We start from the raw sequence: 18,800 nt of genomic DNA, 5'->3' as shown, positions 1-18,800 counted from the left end.
GTGGGAATGACAATAGAATATTGTATACACTTTGTTGAAAATATAAACAAAATATAAATTTTGGAGGATGGGTATGAAAGAAATAGAGTTTATTAGACTTTATTCAAAAAAGAACAAATCAAAAAACCTGAAAGTAGCTAAGAAAAAAGTAAGATTAATATGGGAATCTATCTATGAAGCTATAGATACTGAGGGGAGCTTAACACTTTTAAATATGGGAATGTTTGAAAAAAAGGAATTAAGACCAAGAAAAATATATATTCCAGTAAATGGAAAAATGTCAGTATCAAAACCTAAAACTGTAGTAAAGTTTAGAGCAGGAAAAGGATGGGTAAAAATGGTAAATGAGAGTGGTGAAAATAATGAATAAAAAAGATCTTGTAAAAATATATAAAGATAAATCAAAAATGGAAAATGCAAGGGATGCCCTGGCAGATATTAATGATTTTATAGAAACTTTAAAGAAAGCTATTTTAAAAGATGGGACAGTAAAGTTTCATGATAATGGAATATTTGAAATTTTAGTTAGAAAGCCTAAAGTAATTTCTAATCCTTCTACAAGAGAATTAATAACAATCTATCCTAAGAAGACAGTAAGGTTCAGAATGTCTAAAGGTACAAAAGAAGGAATGAATAATAAAAAATAAATAGAAAGCAAGGTATGCCATTGAATAAAATATGGTATACCTTTTTTATTTGTATGCAAATATAATAATTTTTAGTAAAAAAATGTATTAAAATAATATTTTTTATTCTAAATATTAAAATTTGATATTTTTTATTGTCAATTTCTTGTTAATATAGTATTATTTTAAATAAGAGAGAAATTACAAGATAGGTGGTTGATATGAAAATTAGAGAAGTTTTAGAAAGAAATCCTGTTATTCCAGCAGTTAAAAATGATACATATTTGGAAGAGGCTAAAAATAGCAGCAGTGAAATAGTTTTTGTTATAATATCCAATCTTCTTAATGTAACAGATATAGTTGCAGAGCTGAAAAAGGCAGGAAAAATAGTTTTCGTTCATGTAGATATGATAGAAGGATTATCAAGTTCAGCATATGGTGTAGAATATATAATAAAGAATACAGGACTAGATGGAATAATTACAACTAAACATAATGTTGTGAGTCTTGCAAATAAAAATGAGATTCCTGTGATACAAAGATTTTTTATACTGGATTCTTTTTCATTTAAAAATACAATAGCTCATATTCGTGAAAATAAGCCAAGTGCTGTAGAAATTCTGCCAGGAATAATGCCAAAAATAATAAAAAAAATAAAAAATATATTAAATGTTCCAATAATAGCCGGAGGCCTCATAGATGAAAAAGAAGATGTGATTAATGCCTTAAAAGCTGGAGCAGAAGGGATATCTACTACAGATAAGAATTTATGGGAAAGTTAGTGCTGAAATAGTACTTAATGAAAAAAAATAGTTGACAAAGTTTTAAAAGTGAAGTAACATTATATTAAGTTAATAAAGCTTGGAGAAATGAGAAGCTTAAAATAATTATCTTTCTGAAAAAGAAGGGTAAGTATTTTAAGCTTTTTTTATTACAGGTTTAAATTAACAATAAAGTTATAACAAGGAGGATTTTATGACACCAAGTTCAATGTATCTGGCAGAATTTATAGGAACAGCTTCGTTACTGCTTTTAGGGAATGGAATCAATATGACTCTTAGTTTAAGAAAAAGTTTTGGAAAAGGCGGAGGTTGGATGGTAACTTGTTTTGGATGGGGACTTGCTGTATCTATGTCAGCATATCTTACTGGATGGGTAAGTGGAGCACATCTAAATCCAGCATTGTCTATATCTCTTGCACTTAGTGGAAGATTAGCTCTTAATCTTTTACCAGGATATATAATAGCTCAATTATTAGGAGCGATGGCAGGAGCTACATTGGCTTATCTTACTAATAAAGACCTGATGGATGATGAACCAGATGCAGGAACTAAATTAGGAGTATTTGCAACTGGGCCAGCAATTGAGAACAAACCTTGGAATTTAGTAACAGAAATAGTTGGGACAACTATTCTGGTAGTAGGTATCCTTGCAATAGGATATGGTAGCAATGAAGTTGGATCAGGAATGGGACCTTTCCTTGTGGGAATGCTTATTTGTGTAATTGGAATGGCAACTGGAGGAGCAACAGGATTTGCTATCAATCCAGCTAGAGATCTTGGACCTAGAATAGCTCATGCACTTCTTCCTATAAAAGGAAAAGGTGGATCAAACTGGCAATATGCCTGGGTTCCTATTATAGGACCAATCATAGGAGCAGTTTTAGGAGTATTATTCTTTGATGCTTTTGTTGGCAAATGTATAACTTGTATAATATAATAAAGATGTAGATAATTTGATTCAGGTATATAAATCATAGGAGGTTATTTCATGGAAAAAAAATATATTGTAGCTTTAGATCAAGGGACAACAAGCTCGAGAGCAGTAGTATTTGATAGTGATCAAAAAATAGTTGGTGTAGCCCAAAAAGAGTTTACACAGATATATCCAAAAGAAGGATGGGTAGAGCATGATCCAATGGAAATATGGTCAAGCCAAAGTGGAACTCTGGCAGAAGTAATAGCCAAAGAAGGGATATCACAGCATGACATAATTGGTATTGGAATAACAAATCAAAGAGAAACTACAATAGTTTGGGATAAAAATACAGGAAAACCTGTATATAATGCAATAGTGTGGCAATGCAGAAGAACTGCAAGAATATGTGATGACCTTAGAAAGATTGAAGGATTAGAAGAATATATTAAAGAAAATACTGGGCTTGTACTTGATGCTTATTTCTCTGGAACTAAGATCAAGTGGATACTTGATAATGTAGAGGGAGCAAGAGAAAAAGCTGAAAAAGGAGATCTTTTATTTGGAACAGTGGATACATGGCTTATATGGAAATTAACTAATGGAAAAGTACATGCTACTGATTATACAAATGCCTCTAGAACTATGATATACAATATAAAAGAATTGAAATGGGATAAAAAACTTCTTGATATTTTAGGAATTCCTGAATCAATGCTGCCAACAGTAAAAGACAGCAGCGGTACATTTGGATATGCAAATCTTGGAGGAGCAGGAGGTCACAGAATACCTATTGCAGGGGTAGCAGGAGACCAGCAGTCAGCTCTTTTTGGACAGGCTTGTTTTGAAAAGGGAGATTCAAAAAATACATATGGAACTGGATGTTTCCTTCTTATGAATACAGGAGAAGAAATGGTAAAAAGTCATAATGGACTTATAACTACTATTGCTATCGGATTTGAAGGAAAAGTTGAATATGCTCTTGAAGGAAGTATATTTATGGGAGGAGCAAGTGTTCAATGGCTAAGAGATGAGTTGAAACTTGTAGGAGAATCAAAGGATACAGAATACTTTGCAAGAAAAGTAAAAGATAATGGTGGAGTGTATGTAGTACCAGCATTTGTTGGACTGGGAGCTCCATATTGGGATATGTACGCAAGAGGAGCTATATTAGGGCTTACTCGTGGAGCAAATAAAAATCATATAATCAGAGCTACTCTTGAGTCTATAGCTTATCAGACAAGAGATGTAATAGAAGCTATGCAGGAAGATTCAGGAATCAAATTGAATCATCTGAAAGTAGATGGAGGAGCTGCTGCTAATAATTTCTTAATGGAGTTTCAGGCTGAAATACTTGGTACATCTGTAAGAAGACCAGTAATACTTGAAACTACAGCATTAGGAGCTGCTTATCTTGCAGGACTTGCAGTGGGTATCTGGGAATCTAAAGAAGAAATTAAAAAACAATGGATACTAGATGAAGAATTTACTTGTAAAATGCCTGAAGAAGAGAGAGAAAATAAATATAAAGGATGGAAGAAAGCTGTAGGAAGAGCTATGAAATGGGAAGAAGAATAGCAAAAAGCTTGACAAAATTCTAAAAATAAGAGATAATAAGAAAAAAGAAAATATTGACTAGAGATCATAGTGGGTCAAGCATATAGTGGGAATCATTCCTGCTTATTTGCTTGACCCTTTTTTCTTAAAAGAACGGGAGGGTACAATGGTAGATGTTGTTGTAATAGGAAGTGGAATAATGGGAGCAGCAGTGGCTCGTGAATTATCTAAATATAATTTAGATATAATAGTTTTAGAAAAAGAGCATGACATATCTAATGGAACAACAAAGGCAAACTCAGCCATAATCCATGCTGGATATGACGCACAAAATGGAACACTTATGGCAAAATATAATGCATTAGGGAATGCTATGTTTGATGACCTTTGTAAAGAAATAGATGCACCTTTTAAAAGATGTGGATCATTTGTTCTTGCTTTCTCAGAAGAAGAAAGAGAACATTTGAAAGTTCTATATAATAGAGGGATCAAAAATGGGATTCCTGGAATCGAAATATTAGAAGGAGCAGAGGTATTAAAAAGAGAACCTAATATAAATAAAGAAGTAGTTGCAGCTCTTTATGCTCCAACAGCAGGTGTGATAGGTCCATGGGAATTTACTATAAAATTATTGGAAAATGCTGCTGAAAATGGTGTAGATGTACAGACAGACAGCAAAGTTTTAGATATAAAAAAATTAGAAAATGGATATCTTGTAAAACTTGAAGACAGAGAAATTCTTACTAAAACTGTTATTAATGCATCAGGGGTATTTGCTGATGAATTGAATGCAATGGTAAGTAAAGATCAATTTAAAATAATACCAAGAAAAGGAGAATATTTCCTTTTGGATAAAGTTCAGGGAACTCTTACAAACAGTGTAATATTTCAGTGTCCAACTGCCCTAGGAAAAGGTGTACTGGTAGCACAGACTATTCATGGAAACCTCATAACTGGACCTACAGCTTTAGATATAGATGATAAGGAAGATGTAGCAAATACCGTAATCGAAATGGACGCTATAAAAAAACAATCTGTAAAGAGTATACCAGAAATAAATTTCAGAGATAATATAAGAAACTTTGCTGGACTTAGAGCAGAGAGTGACAGAGGAGATTTTATAATAGGAGAGGCTTCTGATGCAGAGGGATTTTTCAATATAGCAGGAACAAAATCTCCTGGATTGTCATCAGCACCAGCAATAGCATTAGAAATAGCTTCACAGGTATTAAATAGATTAGGAAATGTGACAAAGAAAGAAATATTCAAACAAATCAGACCTCAAATACATTTTATGGAACTTGCTCCTGAAGAAAAAGCTAAGATTATAGCTGAAGATCATAGATATGGAAGAATAATATGCAGATGTGAAAATATTACTGAAGGAGAAATAGTAGATGTAATTCACAGAATGGTAGGAGCTAAGACAGTAGATGGTATTAAAAAGAGATGCAGACCTGGATCAGGAAGATGCCAAGGTGGATTCTGCGGTCCTAGAGTACAGGAAATACTGGCTAGAGAACTTGGAAAAAAATTAGATGAGATAGTATTAGATAAAAAAGGTGCATATATTCTGACAGGAAAGACAAAATAGGGAGGAAATGCAGATATGAAATATGATTTAGTTGTGATAGGTGGAGGACCAGGAGGTCTTGCTGCTGCGGTAGAAGCTAGAAAAAATGGAATAGATAGCATATTAGTTATAGAGAGAGACAAAGAGCTTGGAGGAATACTTCAGCAATGTATTCATAATGGATTTGGACTTCATGAATTTAAAGAAGAACTTACAGGACCTGAATATGCTCAAAGATTTATAGAAAAGCTTTATGAGATGAATATAGAATATAAATTAGATACAATGGTACTGGATCTTACAGAAGATAAAACGATACATGCTATAAATACTAAAGATGGATATATGATAATAGAAGCTAAAGCTGTGATACTTGCTATGGGATGCAGAGAGAGAACAAGAGGAGCTATATCTATACCAGGAGACAGACCATCAGGAATATTTACAGCAGGAGCAGCTCAAAGATTTATCAATATGGAAGGATATATGGTAGGGAAAAAAGTACTTATCTTAGGATCAGGAGATATTGGACTTATTATGGCTAGAAGACTTACACTGGAAGGAGCAGAGGTCAAAGCAGTTGTTGAACTTATGCCTTTCTCTGGAGGGTTGACTAGAAATATAGTTCAGTGCTTGGATGATTACAATATTCCATTATATTTAAGTCATACAGTTGTGGATATTATAGGAAAAGAAAGATTAGAAAAGATAATTATAGCAAAAGTAGATGAAAACAGAAGGCCAATACCTGGAACTGAAATGGAATATGAATGTGACACACTTCTTCTTTCAGTAGGACTTATTCCAGAAAATGATATTTCAAGAAAAACTGGGTTGGAAATTGACAGAAGAACAAATGGACTTGTAGTAAATGAAATGATGGAAACAAGTGCTGATGGAATATTTGCCTGTGGAAATGTTGTTCATGTACATGACCTAGTGGATTTTGTAAGTGCAGAAGCTAGAAGAGCTGGAACAGCAGCAGCAAAATATATAAAAAATGAAGCTAAAACTGGAGAATATAGAGAGATAACAAATGGAAAGGGAATAGTATATACAGTTCCACAAAAATTCAGAGCTGAAAATGTAGATAAAGCTCTTGAACTTTTTATGAGAGTAAATAATATATATAAAAATGTAAAACTTGAAGTAAAGGATGAAAATAAAACTCTTGTGAGCTTGAAAAAACAGCATCTGGCTCCAGGAGAAATGGAAAAAATAATGATACCTAAGAAGATACTTGATACAGCTGAAGGAAAGATATTGACTGTAGAAATAACAGGTGGTGAACAATAATGGAAAGAAATATGATATGTATAGTTTGTCCTTTGGGATGTCATCTTACAGTGAACACAGATACTCTTGAAGTAACTGGAAACAGCTGCCCAAGGGGAGAAAAATATGGAAAAGAAGAACTTACAGCCCCTAAAAGAGTAATAACTTCCACAGTAAAAATAACAGGTGGAATACATAACAGAGTTCCTGTAAAAACTAATGACTCTATTCCTAAAGAATTAAATTTTAAATGTATGGAATTTTTAAAAGATGTTGAATTGAAATCTCCAGTAAAAAAAGGAGATGTAGTTATAAAAAATATATTTGATACAGGTGTAGATGTAGTTGTAACAAGAGATATGTAAAATTAATAATATTAGGTGATTAAAGATCAGTTTATGGAATGATAAGCTGATCTTTTTATATTTATAAAAAATTAACATCATTTTAATATCTTTAAATGTATTAAATGGATACTTGATAAAAAATGTATATTTAAAATAAAGTGTTTATATGTTATAATTTTCTTAAAAAATATCGTTTTGTTCTTTTATCAAACGAATTATATTGTCGATTAAAGAAGTTATAATTTCGTAATATAGAATATAAAAGATTTTTCGTATGTCTTAAATTTTATGATTAATCTTAATAGAAAGGAGAAAAGAATACTGTTATAAATATAATTTTTAATTAAAGAATATATTTAAATAAAAAATTATAATAAGTAATATCTAGGAACTAAAGTACAAATATATCCCTGATAATACTAGAAAAAAATTACTGAAATTTAATTTGGGGAGGATACCTATGAGAAAAAATGATATTGAAAAATCTCTAAAGAGATTTTTGAAGAGAAGAGTCAGTTATTCTTTTTCACTTTTAATAGCTTTTATGATAACAGGTGGAATAGCCTTGGGAGCAGGAATAACAGCAGAAGAGATTCATGAAACAAAAGGGGATTTATTAATTAAGATTCAAGAAGAAAGAGAAGCTATAAAGCAGAAATTATTAGAAAATCAAAGTAAGATGAAAACACTAAATTTGGATTCAAGAATCCTTTTGAAAGAAGCTGATTTTTATTCTAAACCCACAGCACCAGCATATGGATTTTCAATGATAGGAGGCTTTAAAAAAGCTGACAGTGTAAGTAAAGACTGGAAAGGAAGTGTAAGAGGAGACACTTCTATGGATAAATTAAGAAAAAGATTTAATGAGGTGCATGGAAATTCCTCAGTAGCAGGAGAAAAAGGAACACTTTTAGGAGCAGCCCAATATACACATAACAATAAAACAAGTGGATATGCTTCAAGCGGTTGGATAAATATGAATGGAAATTATCATTCAAATACAAATGTATATGATGCAGAGGCAAAGTTATTCATTCTGCCAGTGGTGAAAGCACCAGTAGTAATAGAACCAACAGTTCCAAATGTAGCGTTTACAGTGCCAACAGCTCCAACAGTGATACCAGTGACATCACCAGCAATAGCTTCAATAACAGTAGGAGCAGTAAATGTAACAGCTCCAACAGTTGTAACTCCAACTGTGTCACTGCCAACAACACCAACAGCACCAGGAGATATAAGAGTAACAGTAAATGAACCAAATATAAATGTAAATATAGGGGCAATAAATGTAGCTGGACCAGGAGTACTAAACATACCAACTTTATCAACTCCTGTTTTAAATATATCAGTACCAATAAATCTTCCTCCTAGAGTAGAAGATCCTAATCCAGTGGTTACTACACCAGATTCTCCAGCAGCACCAAATTTTGAAGTATATGTAAGAAAAAGAGGAAATTGGCTGTATGGAGTTAGTGCTAATGGAACTACATCAGGGTTTAACAATTTTGATAGAAGAATAAAAAGATGGGTAGGAATAAATAATACAAATACAAGTATAAATGATGCACCATTTTTTAATATAAGCAATACAATTTATGGAAATGGAAGTACAAGTGAGATTGTAGCTACAACTGCTCCAGATGGAACTGTGACTAATGAATATAGAAATATTGCTACAAATGTTGGTATAGGAAGTGCTGTTCCTACAAATGCTTGGTTTTCTCCAGGAACAGTTTCTGTAAGCCCATATGGATTTCCAGTTATTAATGCTAATCAATATTACTCATATGTTGATAATGGTTCTTTAGGTGTGCCAGCAGCAGGAGATACAAATAATCTTTATTTAAATAAATTTCAACAAATTTGGATATTTCAAGGAGCTCCAGCTTTAGTCAGAGATATGAACATAACTGTAGGAGGAGAAAAATCTAAACATGGAACAGCAATTTTTGCACAAACAACAGGTGTAAGAATGCAAAATGTAAATATTAATTTAAAAGGAAAGACTATAATTGCAGATGTTGAATCACAATATGATTATATTGTAAATTTTAATAATGTTAATATTGATATAGCTGGAAATTATAATACTATTTTAGCGTTGGGTTCAGTAACTCCAAATCAGCATAGATATACAAGCAGTATTGATTGCAGACCAGATACATTAGAATGGGGAGTTTATCGTGGAGATAAATCAAGCAATAATACAGGAATAAATTTGGGGGTTACAAATATTAAAGCTGAAACGAGCAACAATGCAATTTTTTATCTTTTGCCAGCGTCAGTACACAGATGGACTGGAAGTGATTCTGTTGTTTCGACACCACCTTCACTTCCAGCAGCTACATATCATACAAATCCTGGAAGATATCAGATGTATTATCCTTCACCAGGAAATATCAAGTTCCAAAATGCAGGAACTGTAGAATTTGTTGGAAGTGGAAATGCTGGAGCATGGCTTGCTAGTTATGTTCCTGATAGAACTAAATTGAGTGGAGTCACTGGTGCATCTGGAAGTCAGATAGTTGATTTAGGAACTATAAATCTTTCAGGAGATAATAATGTAGGATATTATTTTACTGATAATAAAACTAATCCAGCAGGTAATGCTGTTTTTCAAGGTAAAGTTGTAGTGAAAGCTAATTTAGGAATAACATTAGATGGAACTTCTGGAGGAACAACTCAAAAAGGAACTGGAAATGATGGTTCAAACTCTAATGTAAAATCTGATAAGAATGTTGCTCTATATATAGCGTCTGGACAAAGAACAGATATGAATACTTTAAAAAATGGGTTTGCACAATATTTTCCAGCAACACTGTCTTTTACTATTGATAATGTGAATGCTTATGGAGATAAAATTGTGGGGCTTAAAAATGGTGATGATATTGGGGCATTTCAATTAGGAACTAATGCTTCAATCAATGATCCTATAAAAAACTTTGATTTATCAGAATTTCAAGTTACTTTTGGGAAATATTCAAAAGATTCAATCGGACTTGTTGCAAAAAATGGTTCAGTTATAGAATTGAATCCTTCAGGAATAATAACAGATAATGCTGTAAGTGGAGCTGAAAGCAATATTATGGTTTATGCTGAAGGAGTATGGTTCAATCCAAGAAAGGTCTTCAGTGGAGGAACATATGATAAAGAAGCATATGGTAGAGGAGAGAGCGTAACAGGGCAAAAATATATTTCTGATTTTAATACAGAGGTAAAAGTTGGTAAAAATATTACTATGAATAGTATAAAAAGTACAGCTTTATTTGCAAAAAGTGGAGCTAAAATAACAGGTAAAGACATTATTATGGATGGGTATAGCTCTAAAGGTGCTTTTGTACATGGAGTATATAATTATACTGCTGGAAGTATAGTAGATTCAAATGGAGCAAGTGCAAACATTCAGCCTGACACAACAATTATAATAGATAATATTACTGCTAAAGCAAATGGGGCACTGCCTGCTGATCAAAATAATAATATAGGAGCAGCCGCTATCTCTGGAGAGGGAGCTTCAAAAGGATTAGGAAATACCTCTGTTATAGTCAATGGAAAAATAGATGTTGCAGGTTTAGGTGCTTTTGCCAGAGGAGATAAAGCAACTGTTACTATATCAGGATCAGGAAGTAATATTATTAGTGGAGATAATGGAGCTTTGGTTGCAAAAGAAGGTGGGAAAATAAATTTTGGAGGAGGAACTATAGAGCATGAAGTAGAAAATAAACTTGCTTTTTTCTCTGAGAAAATAGGTTCTCAAGTTTCCAATATAAACTTTACAAATAATACAATTTTAAATATAAAAAAAGGTGTAGCTTTCTATGGAGATTCAAATGATTATTCCGCAGCAGGAAAGATTGGAACAGAAACAGGAAGATATACAGGAATGGGAAATCTGATAGTAAATTTAGCTGGTCATGGAGTAAATCTTGGAGTATTTAGAAATATTGATGTAACATGGGATGGATCAGCAACATATGTAAATGGATTAAAAACTATCCCTAAAGTTGCAGCTATAAATACAGGAGCATATTGGTATAAAAGCAGTTTGGATGGAGGAAAAATTTCAATTCAAACTAATGTAAATAGAGATAATATATCAACTGGAGTAACTTCTGGGGATGGTTTTAACGATATAATTATGGAAAGAAAAGAAGTTACTTTAAAATCCGGATATAACATAACTTCTGCTAATGGAAACAGTCTGCTTTTAGGATCAAATTCAACAGCAGCATTAAATACTGAATCTGGATATACTATTGAAGGAATTGTTGATATCAGTAACACACCAGGAAGTTCAACAACAGCAGCATACACAAGTTTTGGATATATAAATGTTGATTCATTAGGAAAACTTAAAGTTTCAGAGGGAATTGGAGCTTATGGAGTTAATGGAAGTAAAGTGATAAACAATGGAATAATAAAAGTTGCAAATTCAAGTAGTACAAATTCTGGAATAGGAATAGCTGTACTTGCAACAAATGCTTCTGGAACACCAGATACTTATGGAAAAAATGCAGGAAAAGCTGGACTATGGGGAGAGGTTATCAATAAGGGAACTATTGGTATAACTGGAACTCATGGAATAGGTATCTATATGGAAAATAATCATAATAGTGCTGCTAAAAGTCAGATGACTATGCATAATGAAGCTCCTATTACACTTGGAGATGATGGAAAAGGTATTGTAATAAGAAGCACTAATACCACTGGAGCTGGAGGAACTCTTACTCTTAAAGATTCTGGAAGTGGAAGAGATATCAAAGTAGGTAAAAATGGTGTTGGAATATATGCTCAAGGTTCTGATGTAAAAATGAATGGAAATTATGGAATAGAAATCCAAGAGGGAGGAGTAGCTCTTCAATCAGAAGGGAATACAATCATATCTCATACTAATGCAGCAGATAAACTTACAGTGGACTATGCTGGAACTTCAGGAGCAGGGAATACAGCTATAGGAATAGCTTTCAAAGGAACAACAGGAAATACTTTTAATAATAATATGAATATGGAAGTATTAAATACTAGTGGTGCAGAAACAATAGTAGGTATCTACGGAACAGGAGCAGGAACACTTACAAACTCTGGAGATATAACAGCCAAATCTACAGGATCTTATGGAATAATTTCTGAAGGTGTAAATGTAGTAAATACTGGAGTTGTAACAGTAGGAGACAGCTTAGCCCCAGTAAGTGGAGCAATAGGTATTTATGCTAAGGATGCATCTGTAGATACTGTTGGAAAAGATATTGTAATAGAGGGAAATGGAGACAGTTCAACAAGTGTACATCCTATTGGAATATATGCAAAGAGCAGTATTGCAGGAAATAGAGAGATAAAAGTTACTAATGGGTCTGCTCCAATGAGTGTTGCAGGAAAAGCTGGAATAGGAATATATGTAGAGGATACTATTGGAACAGCTTTAAGATTGAATAACTCATCAAATATAACTTTGGGAGATTCTTTATCAACAGCAGACAGAAGATTTGGAATATTTATGACAAATACTAAAAATACATTGAATGAAACAAGTGGAATAGTAAATGTAGGGAAAAATAATATAGGTATTTACAGTAAAGATTCTATACTTAAAAACAGTGGAACAATAAATGTTGTACATAATGAAGCTGGAACAGAAAATATAGGAGTTCACAATGTAACAGATAATGGAAACTTTACATTTAGTAACTCTGGAACGATAAATGTAAATGGAGTATCAAATATAGGTATCTCTGCTAAAACAACAGGAGCTCATCAGGGGATGATTGAATTAAATGGAGGAACTATAGTTGTAACAGCAGCAAGTCTTGCTGATGGAAATATTCCATTAGGAATATATGCATCAGGAAATAATATAACAGTATCTTCAATAGCTCCAAGCAATATAACAGCAGCTCCTAATGCTGTTGGAATATATATGGATGGAGATAATACTTCAAAAACAAGTGGGCTTATGAATCTTTCTCTTTCATCTGATACAGGTGGTAAAATGGGGATAGGAGCTTACTATAAAGGCGGCGCTTTTGCAGATACAGGAACAATGAAACTAAGCAGCACGTCTACAGCGCTAAGTGGATCAGATCCAGTAAGACCTATTGGGCTATACTATGGAACAGGTTCTGCACAAAATAAAACTGATATAGAAATTGTATCAGGAAGTGATGAAATCATAGGAATGTATGGTTCAACTTTGGCGCCGTTTACTAACAGCGGAAATATAACATTAAATGCTAAAGGAATAGGAGCGTACTTCATAGATACAGATGTAGCAAATAGTGGAAATGTAACAGTAAATATAGCTGATGGATATGGAATGTACTTCAAAGGAGGAGACTCTTCATCAACAGGTACTATAACATCAACAGGAAATAATTCTGTAGGGGTTATTGTAACTAAGGCAGGTTCTTCATTTACAAATAGTACAGGAGGAATAATAAATTCTGGAGGTTCATCATCAATTGGGGTGTATGCAGAAAATGGAGCTACATTTACAAATGCAGGAACTCTGAATTCTACTCTTGCAGGAGGAAGTATAGGAGCCTTTGCTAAAGGATCTACAATAGAAAATACAGGAACAATAGGTTCTCATTATCTTGGACTATATGGAAAAGATGCTTCAACTATCAACTATACATCTGGAACACTGACTGTCAATAGTGGTGTAGGAATACTTGCTGATGGAGGAAGTTCAGTAGTTAATCTTAATGGAGGAACTATAACAGGAACTGCTAATAATACTACATCAGTAGTTGGAAAAAATACTGGTATAGTAAATCTAAATGGAGCAAATATATCTCAGACTGGTTCTGGAACAGTAGGTATAGTATTAGATAGTGGAAGTTCAACATTAACAAGTGGAAATATATCTGTAGGAACAGGTGGAACAGGTGTATATGCAGAAAACAGTTCAGTAAATCTAGCAGGATACAGTGGAACTATTGCTATGGGAAATCAGGGAATAGCTATGTATTCTAAGGATTCAGCGCTGTCTTCTGGAACATTAAATGTAAACTATACTAATACTGCCAAGGGAGTAGGAATTTATTACGCGGGAACAAATCCAGTAACAAATAATATAACAGTAAACCATACAGGAGATAATCTTGTAAGTATATTTGCTGATGGAATATTTCTTACAAATACAGCAGCTCAAACTATCAATACTGATGGAATAGGAATATATGGAGACAATGGAGCAGCAGTTTCTAATCAGGGAACACTGGCTTTATCAGGAGATGATACAATAGGTATCTATTTAGATGGAGCAAGTTCTACAGTAACAAATATGGGAACTATAACAGGAACTCCATCAATTGTAGGAAATAAGATAGGAGTTTATGTAAATAGTGGAGATATAACAGGAAATACAGCATATAACTTTGATATTGATGGAGGAATAGGAATCTATCTGAAAAATAATGCTGTAAGCTATACAGGAACTATGTCAGTAACAGGAGATTCTACAGTAGCAAACAGAACAATAGGTATATATGTAGATCCATCTATTACTGGAACTCTTGGAGCAAAAATAAATGTAACAGGAGAAGATGCATTAGGTATATATCTTGCTGAAAACTTAGGAGTAGCAGCAAATATAACATACAATGGAGAACTTAACATTACATCTTCAAGTACAGCAAACAAAGGAATAGGAGCTTTACTTGAACAGGGAAGCACATTTACTTTAGGTGCTGGAGGAAAAGTAGATATAGGCGGAACAAATAACATGGGATTCTATGTTAAAAATGGAGCTAATCTTAATGTATCAGGAGGAACAGTAACAAATACAGCAGCAGGTATCTTTGCGTATTTGGATAATGGAAATCTTCATTTTACATCTGGAACTCCTGTAAATATTAATTTTGCCAATGTAATAGTATCAGGGGCACTAGGAAATATACTTAATGATACAGCTATAACTGTAGGAACAAGTGGACTGCAAGGAGACAGTGGAGCAACAATAACTAACTCTAACCTTGGAACTATCAATGGAAATGTAATAAATGCAAAAGCTATGGTAGGAACAGGAGTGGGAACTACTCTTACAAATGCTGGAACAATAAATCTTACTGGGAATACATCAATAGGAATGTATACTGAAAATTTTGCTGTTGGAACATCAACAGGACATGTATCAGTAGGAGATAAATCAGCAGCATACTATGTTGGAACTGATGGAACTATGAATATAAGCGGAACAGCTTCAGTTGGAGAAGACTCAACTTTACTATTTGGCGCTGGAGGAACAATCAACTACACAGGTGCTGATATAGTTATGAGCAATAAAAGTATAGCTCTTACACTTTCAGATTCAGCTTCTTTGGTAGATTTCAACAACAGAGAAGTGACAACTGGGACAGAGGGAACAGGAATATTTCTTACAGGAACAGGAGATATTTCTAAAGTGACAAACCTTGATAAATTAAATGTATCAAATAAATCAACTGGAATATTTATGGACAATAATGTAGCATTGAATACAGGAATAAAGATAGACCTTACAGGAACAGAAGCTATAGGAGTATTTACTACAAATAATGGAAATATAAACTATTCTGGAAATATAGACTCATCAACTGTAAAAAATAAAGGAATAATTAATACAGGTACAGGAACTACTGTAAATAGTGGAACTATGAAGCTTATGGGAGATTCAAGTATAGGTATGTATAGCGAAAATGGAACTATGATAAACAACTCATCAATAGAAGTAGGAAATGGAGCTTATACAGGACTGATACTTAATTCAGCAGTGGCTATGTATGGTAAAAATGTAACTTCTGTATCAAACACTGGAAATATAGAAATAGGAAAAGATGCAGTAGGGATATTTGGAGAAAATACTGTTGTAACAAACAGCAATTTTATTCAAAGTACAGGAGCAAAGAGTACGGGAATCTATGGACTTCAGGGAAGTGCATCAAATGCTGGAAATATAGGATTAGGAGATAGTTCTAATGGTATATTTGTAAAAAATGGAACTATGATAACAAATACAGGAAATATAACAGTGGGAAATACTAATTCAGCTGGAATCTATGGAGCAGGAACTACTTCAGTAGATCATAACAGCGGAACAATAACTGCTGGAAAAGAATCTGTTGGAATAGCTACAGAAAATGGAAATATAACAGTAGCAAATGGGGCTGTTATCAATGTAGGAACAGATTCATCATATATCTATTCTGCTTCAGGAACAGGAACAAATAATACTAATCTGTCATTAAGCGATCATAGTATAGGGATGTATACAAAATCAGGAACTATGATAAATAATGCTAATATAACAGTAGGAAAATCAACTGTAGTATCAGGACTGCCTCCAAAAATTTCTGTAGGAATGGCAGCTGAATCAGGAATTGTAGAAAATTCTTCTTTGGGATATATATATGTACCTAATGACCATGGAGTAGGAATGGTAGCAAATGATGGAGGCCATGGAATAAATAGAGGAAATATCAAGGTAGATGGAAAACTTGCTTATGGAATGCAGGCAACTAAGTATTCAACATTGGAAAACTATGGATTAATTACAGTAGATGGGGCAAATTCAAGAGGAATGGCAGCTACTGATAATTCAATAGTAAGAAACCATACTACAGGAACTATTACAGTAAATGGAGCAGACAGTGAAGGAATCTATGCAGACTATAAAGCAACAGTTGAAAACTATGGAACAATAAATGTAAATGGAGCAGGAAGAACAGGAATATATTTAGGTACTGATGGAGTTCTTCTTAATAAAGGAACTATAAACATATCAGGAGGAGAAGGAGTAGTAGAAGGTAGTGGAAGTCTGACAAATGTTGGAGATATAACTATCAATGGACCAACAGCTTCAATAGATGGAGTAACTATTACAAATACAGGAACAATAACAGTAAATGGAGCGCTTGATTTTGGAACTATAACTTTAGGAAGTACAGCAGGACATATAGGAACAATAAATGCTGAATCATTTAATAAAGGGCAGTTCATAGTTCTTCCAAATGTAACTCAAGGAAGCAATCATGATATGTATACAGTACAATATCTAAATGGAATTACAAATGTACCAAATCATGGATCTATAACAGCAATATCTCATTCAGTTTCATTTATAGCAGATGTACAAAAAGATGATACTGATCCTAATCTAATAAGAATAGTAATGGTAAAGATACCATATAAGAAACTTCTTTCAGGAACAGAAGCTATAGAGTTTGGAAAAGGATTGGATGAAATATATGCTGGAGCAGCAAATAAAGAACTTGAAATGTTTGATGCGCTGGATATGATATCAGATAAAGATGAACTTGGAGCAACATTTGATAATGAACTTAGAGGAAATGTATATGCAAACATCCAAACTAGAATGTTGGATATTAACGAAGTATTCACTACATCATATGAAAATTTAAAAAATAACAGACTTTATTCAAGAGAAACTCTGAAGATAGGAGCTATCATGACTGGAGGAGAAACAAAGAGCAAAAGAGCAGGAGTGGAAGATTATGAATCTAAATCTCTTGGAACAATGATATTAAAAGAGTATGATCATATGAAATATGGAAGAATATCTAACTGGAGTGTAGGATTTACACAGACTAAATTTGATTTTGACCCTGGATCAAAAGAAACAGTTTACTCACTAAATGCAGGAGTAGGATTTGAAGACTATATAAAAGATAGTAAAAATTTGAAATACTACACAAGAGGAGAGATAAGTGTAAATCATCATGAGACAGACAGAAAGATACATTTGAGCAGTGGAACATATGAGAATACAGGAAAATTCTGGTCAGGAACAGTGGAATGGAAAAATAAATTAAGATATGACATCCCATTGGATAGTGAAAAAATAAATCTTGGAGTATTTGGAACATTCAACTTAGGATATGGAAAGTTTGAAGATTTCAAAGAAAGTGGAGATGGAATAGAACTGGATATAGAGTCAAGAGATATGTACATAGTAAGACCAGGAGTAGGAGCAGATATAGCTTTCAATAAATATGCACAGTCAGGAAAATATAGTCTGATAGGAAAAGCAACAGCAGAGTATGAACTGGGAAAAGTATATGATGGAGCAAACAAGGCGAAAATCAAAAATACAGATGCAGGATACTATGACTTAGAAAAACCAAAGAAAGTAAAAGATATAATAAAAATAGGCGCAGAGCTTAAATATGAGACAAGAGAAGGACACAGCATAGGCTTTGAAGTAACAAGACAGGAAGGAAGCATAGATGCAACTAGATATGGAGTAAATCTAATGTATAGATTCTAAAAAACAGGGAGCTTAAGCTCCCTGTTACTATTTTACTACAGATATTTCATCTCCGACTTTTACTGTACCACCCTTTAAAACAATAGTGAAAATCCCTTCTCTAGGCATGATGCAATCACCTACAGCATGGAATATAGCACAGTGTGAATGACATTCCTTACCTATTTGAGTTACTTCGAGTAAGATATCTTCATTGATTTTTAATTTTGTTCCAATAGGAAGTTTTGCTAAATCAATTCCTTCAACTATAAGATTTTCACCAAAATCTCCCTGATCAACGTTTCCACCTTTTTTTATAAAATCAGATATTTTTTCATTTGAAAGAAGACTGACTTGTCTATGCCAGTTGCCAGCATGAGCATCATTTTTAAGCCCATGATTTTCTATTAATATTCCCTCTTTTATATTTATTTTCTGAGTTCCTTTTTTTTCGCTGATACATACAGCTAGAATTTTTCCCATTT

10 protein-coding genes are annotated in these 18,800 nt (G+C 33.2%); 9 read left to right on the top strand and 1 reads right to left on the bottom strand.

Features of this window, described 5'->3' with window-relative positions:
- Positions 1–73 precede the first annotated feature (73 nt).
- From C4N20_RS15410 to C4N20_RS15370, 9 genes are all read left to right on the top strand, one after another.
- Positions 74–370: an HU family DNA-binding protein gene (locus C4N20_RS15410; RefSeq protein WP_008697295.1), complete on the top strand. Its 297-nt coding sequence runs from the start codon at positions 74–76 to the stop codon at positions 368–370.
- Positions 363–647, top strand: coding sequence for an HU family DNA-binding protein (locus C4N20_RS15405; RefSeq protein WP_005979909.1), 285 nt, complete (start codon positions 363–365; stop codon positions 645–647). The genes C4N20_RS15410 and C4N20_RS15405 overlap by 8 nt, the downstream gene beginning before the upstream one ends.
- Before the next feature lie 200 nt (positions 648–847).
- Entirely contained in the window at positions 848–1,408 is a 561-nt protein-coding gene (locus tag C4N20_RS15400) for a glycerol-3-phosphate responsive antiterminator (RefSeq protein WP_005979907.1), read from the top strand.
- Between the two features lie 193 nt (positions 1,409–1,601).
- Positions 1,602–2,345, top strand: coding sequence for an MIP/aquaporin family protein (locus tag C4N20_RS15395; protein ID WP_005979905.1), 744 nt, complete (start codon positions 1,602–1,604; stop codon positions 2,343–2,345).
- 51 nt (positions 2,346–2,396) lie between these two features.
- Complete coding sequence (gene glpK / locus C4N20_RS15390; RefSeq protein ID WP_005979902.1) at positions 2,397–3,899, top strand: glycerol kinase GlpK; 1,503 nt, start codon at positions 2,397–2,399, stop codon at positions 3,897–3,899.
- Between the two features lie 145 nt (positions 3,900–4,044).
- A complete protein-coding gene (locus tag C4N20_RS15385; RefSeq protein WP_005979899.1) occupies positions 4,045–5,472 on the top strand; it encodes an NAD(P)/FAD-dependent oxidoreductase in 1,428 nt (475 codons plus the stop codon).
- Between the two features lie 15 nt (positions 5,473–5,487).
- Positions 5,488–6,747, top strand: a complete 1,260-nt coding sequence (locus C4N20_RS15380) for an NAD(P)/FAD-dependent oxidoreductase (RefSeq protein ID WP_005979897.1) — start codon at positions 5,488–5,490, stop codon at positions 6,745–6,747.
- Positions 6,747–7,091 carry a DUF1667 domain-containing protein gene (locus C4N20_RS15375; RefSeq protein ID WP_005979895.1) on the top strand — a complete coding sequence of 115 codons (345 nt, stop codon included), beginning with the start codon at positions 6,747–6,749 and terminating at the stop codon, positions 7,089–7,091. Before C4N20_RS15380 ends, C4N20_RS15375 begins: the two co-directional genes overlap by 1 nt.
- Before the next feature lie 442 nt (positions 7,092–7,533).
- Positions 7,534–18,336, top strand: a complete 10,803-nt coding sequence (locus tag C4N20_RS15370) for an autotransporter-associated N-terminal domain-containing protein (RefSeq protein ID WP_106878601.1) — start codon at positions 7,534–7,536, stop codon at positions 18,334–18,336.
- A gap of 27 nt (positions 18,337–18,363) precedes the next feature.
- On the opposite strand, the gene C4N20_RS15365 is transcribed toward C4N20_RS15370, so the two are convergent.
- Positions 18,364–18,798, bottom strand: a complete 435-nt coding sequence (locus C4N20_RS15365) for an MOSC domain-containing protein (protein ID WP_005982303.1) — start codon at positions 18,796–18,798, stop codon at positions 18,364–18,366.
- Positions 18,799–18,800: the final 2 nt, after the last annotated feature.

The sequence above is a fragment of the Fusobacterium ulcerans genome (assembly GCF_003019675.1).
Lineage (GTDB): Bacteria > Fusobacteriota > Fusobacteriia > Fusobacteriales > Fusobacteriaceae > Fusobacterium_A > Fusobacterium_A ulcerans.
This window is presented reverse-complemented; position numbering and strand designations above follow the sequence as displayed.

Excerpts from the sequence above, each read along its gene's own strand:
- C4N20_RS15405 (WP_005979909.1), top strand. The coding sequence starts at position 363 with ATGAATAAAAAAGATCTTGTAAAAATATATAAAGATAAATCAAAAATG.
- C4N20_RS15375 (WP_005979895.1), top strand. The coding sequence starts at position 6,747 with ATGGAAAGAAATATGATATGTATAGTTTGTCCTTTGGGATGTCATCTT.
- C4N20_RS15410 (WP_008697295.1), top strand. The coding sequence starts at position 74 with ATGAAAGAAATAGAGTTTATTAGACTTTATTCAAAAAAGAACAAATCA.
- C4N20_RS15370 (WP_106878601.1), top strand. The coding sequence starts at position 7,534 with ATGAGAAAAAATGATATTGAAAAATCTCTAAAGAGATTTTTGAAGAGA.
- C4N20_RS15365 (WP_005982303.1), bottom strand. The coding sequence starts at position 18,798 with ATGGGAAAAATTCTAGCTGTATGTATCAGCGAAAAAAAAGGAACTCAG.
- C4N20_RS15395 (WP_005979905.1), top strand. The coding sequence starts at position 1,602 with ATGACACCAAGTTCAATGTATCTGGCAGAATTTATAGGAACAGCTTCG.
- C4N20_RS15380 (WP_005979897.1), top strand. The coding sequence starts at position 5,488 with ATGAAATATGATTTAGTTGTGATAGGTGGAGGACCAGGAGGTCTTGCT.
- C4N20_RS15400 (WP_005979907.1), top strand. The coding sequence starts at position 848 with ATGAAAATTAGAGAAGTTTTAGAAAGAAATCCTGTTATTCCAGCAGTT.
- glpK (WP_005979902.1), top strand. The coding sequence starts at position 2,397 with ATGGAAAAAAAATATATTGTAGCTTTAGATCAAGGGACAACAAGCTCG.
- C4N20_RS15385 (WP_005979899.1), top strand. The coding sequence starts at position 4,045 with ATGGTAGATGTTGTTGTAATAGGAAGTGGAATAATGGGAGCAGCAGTG.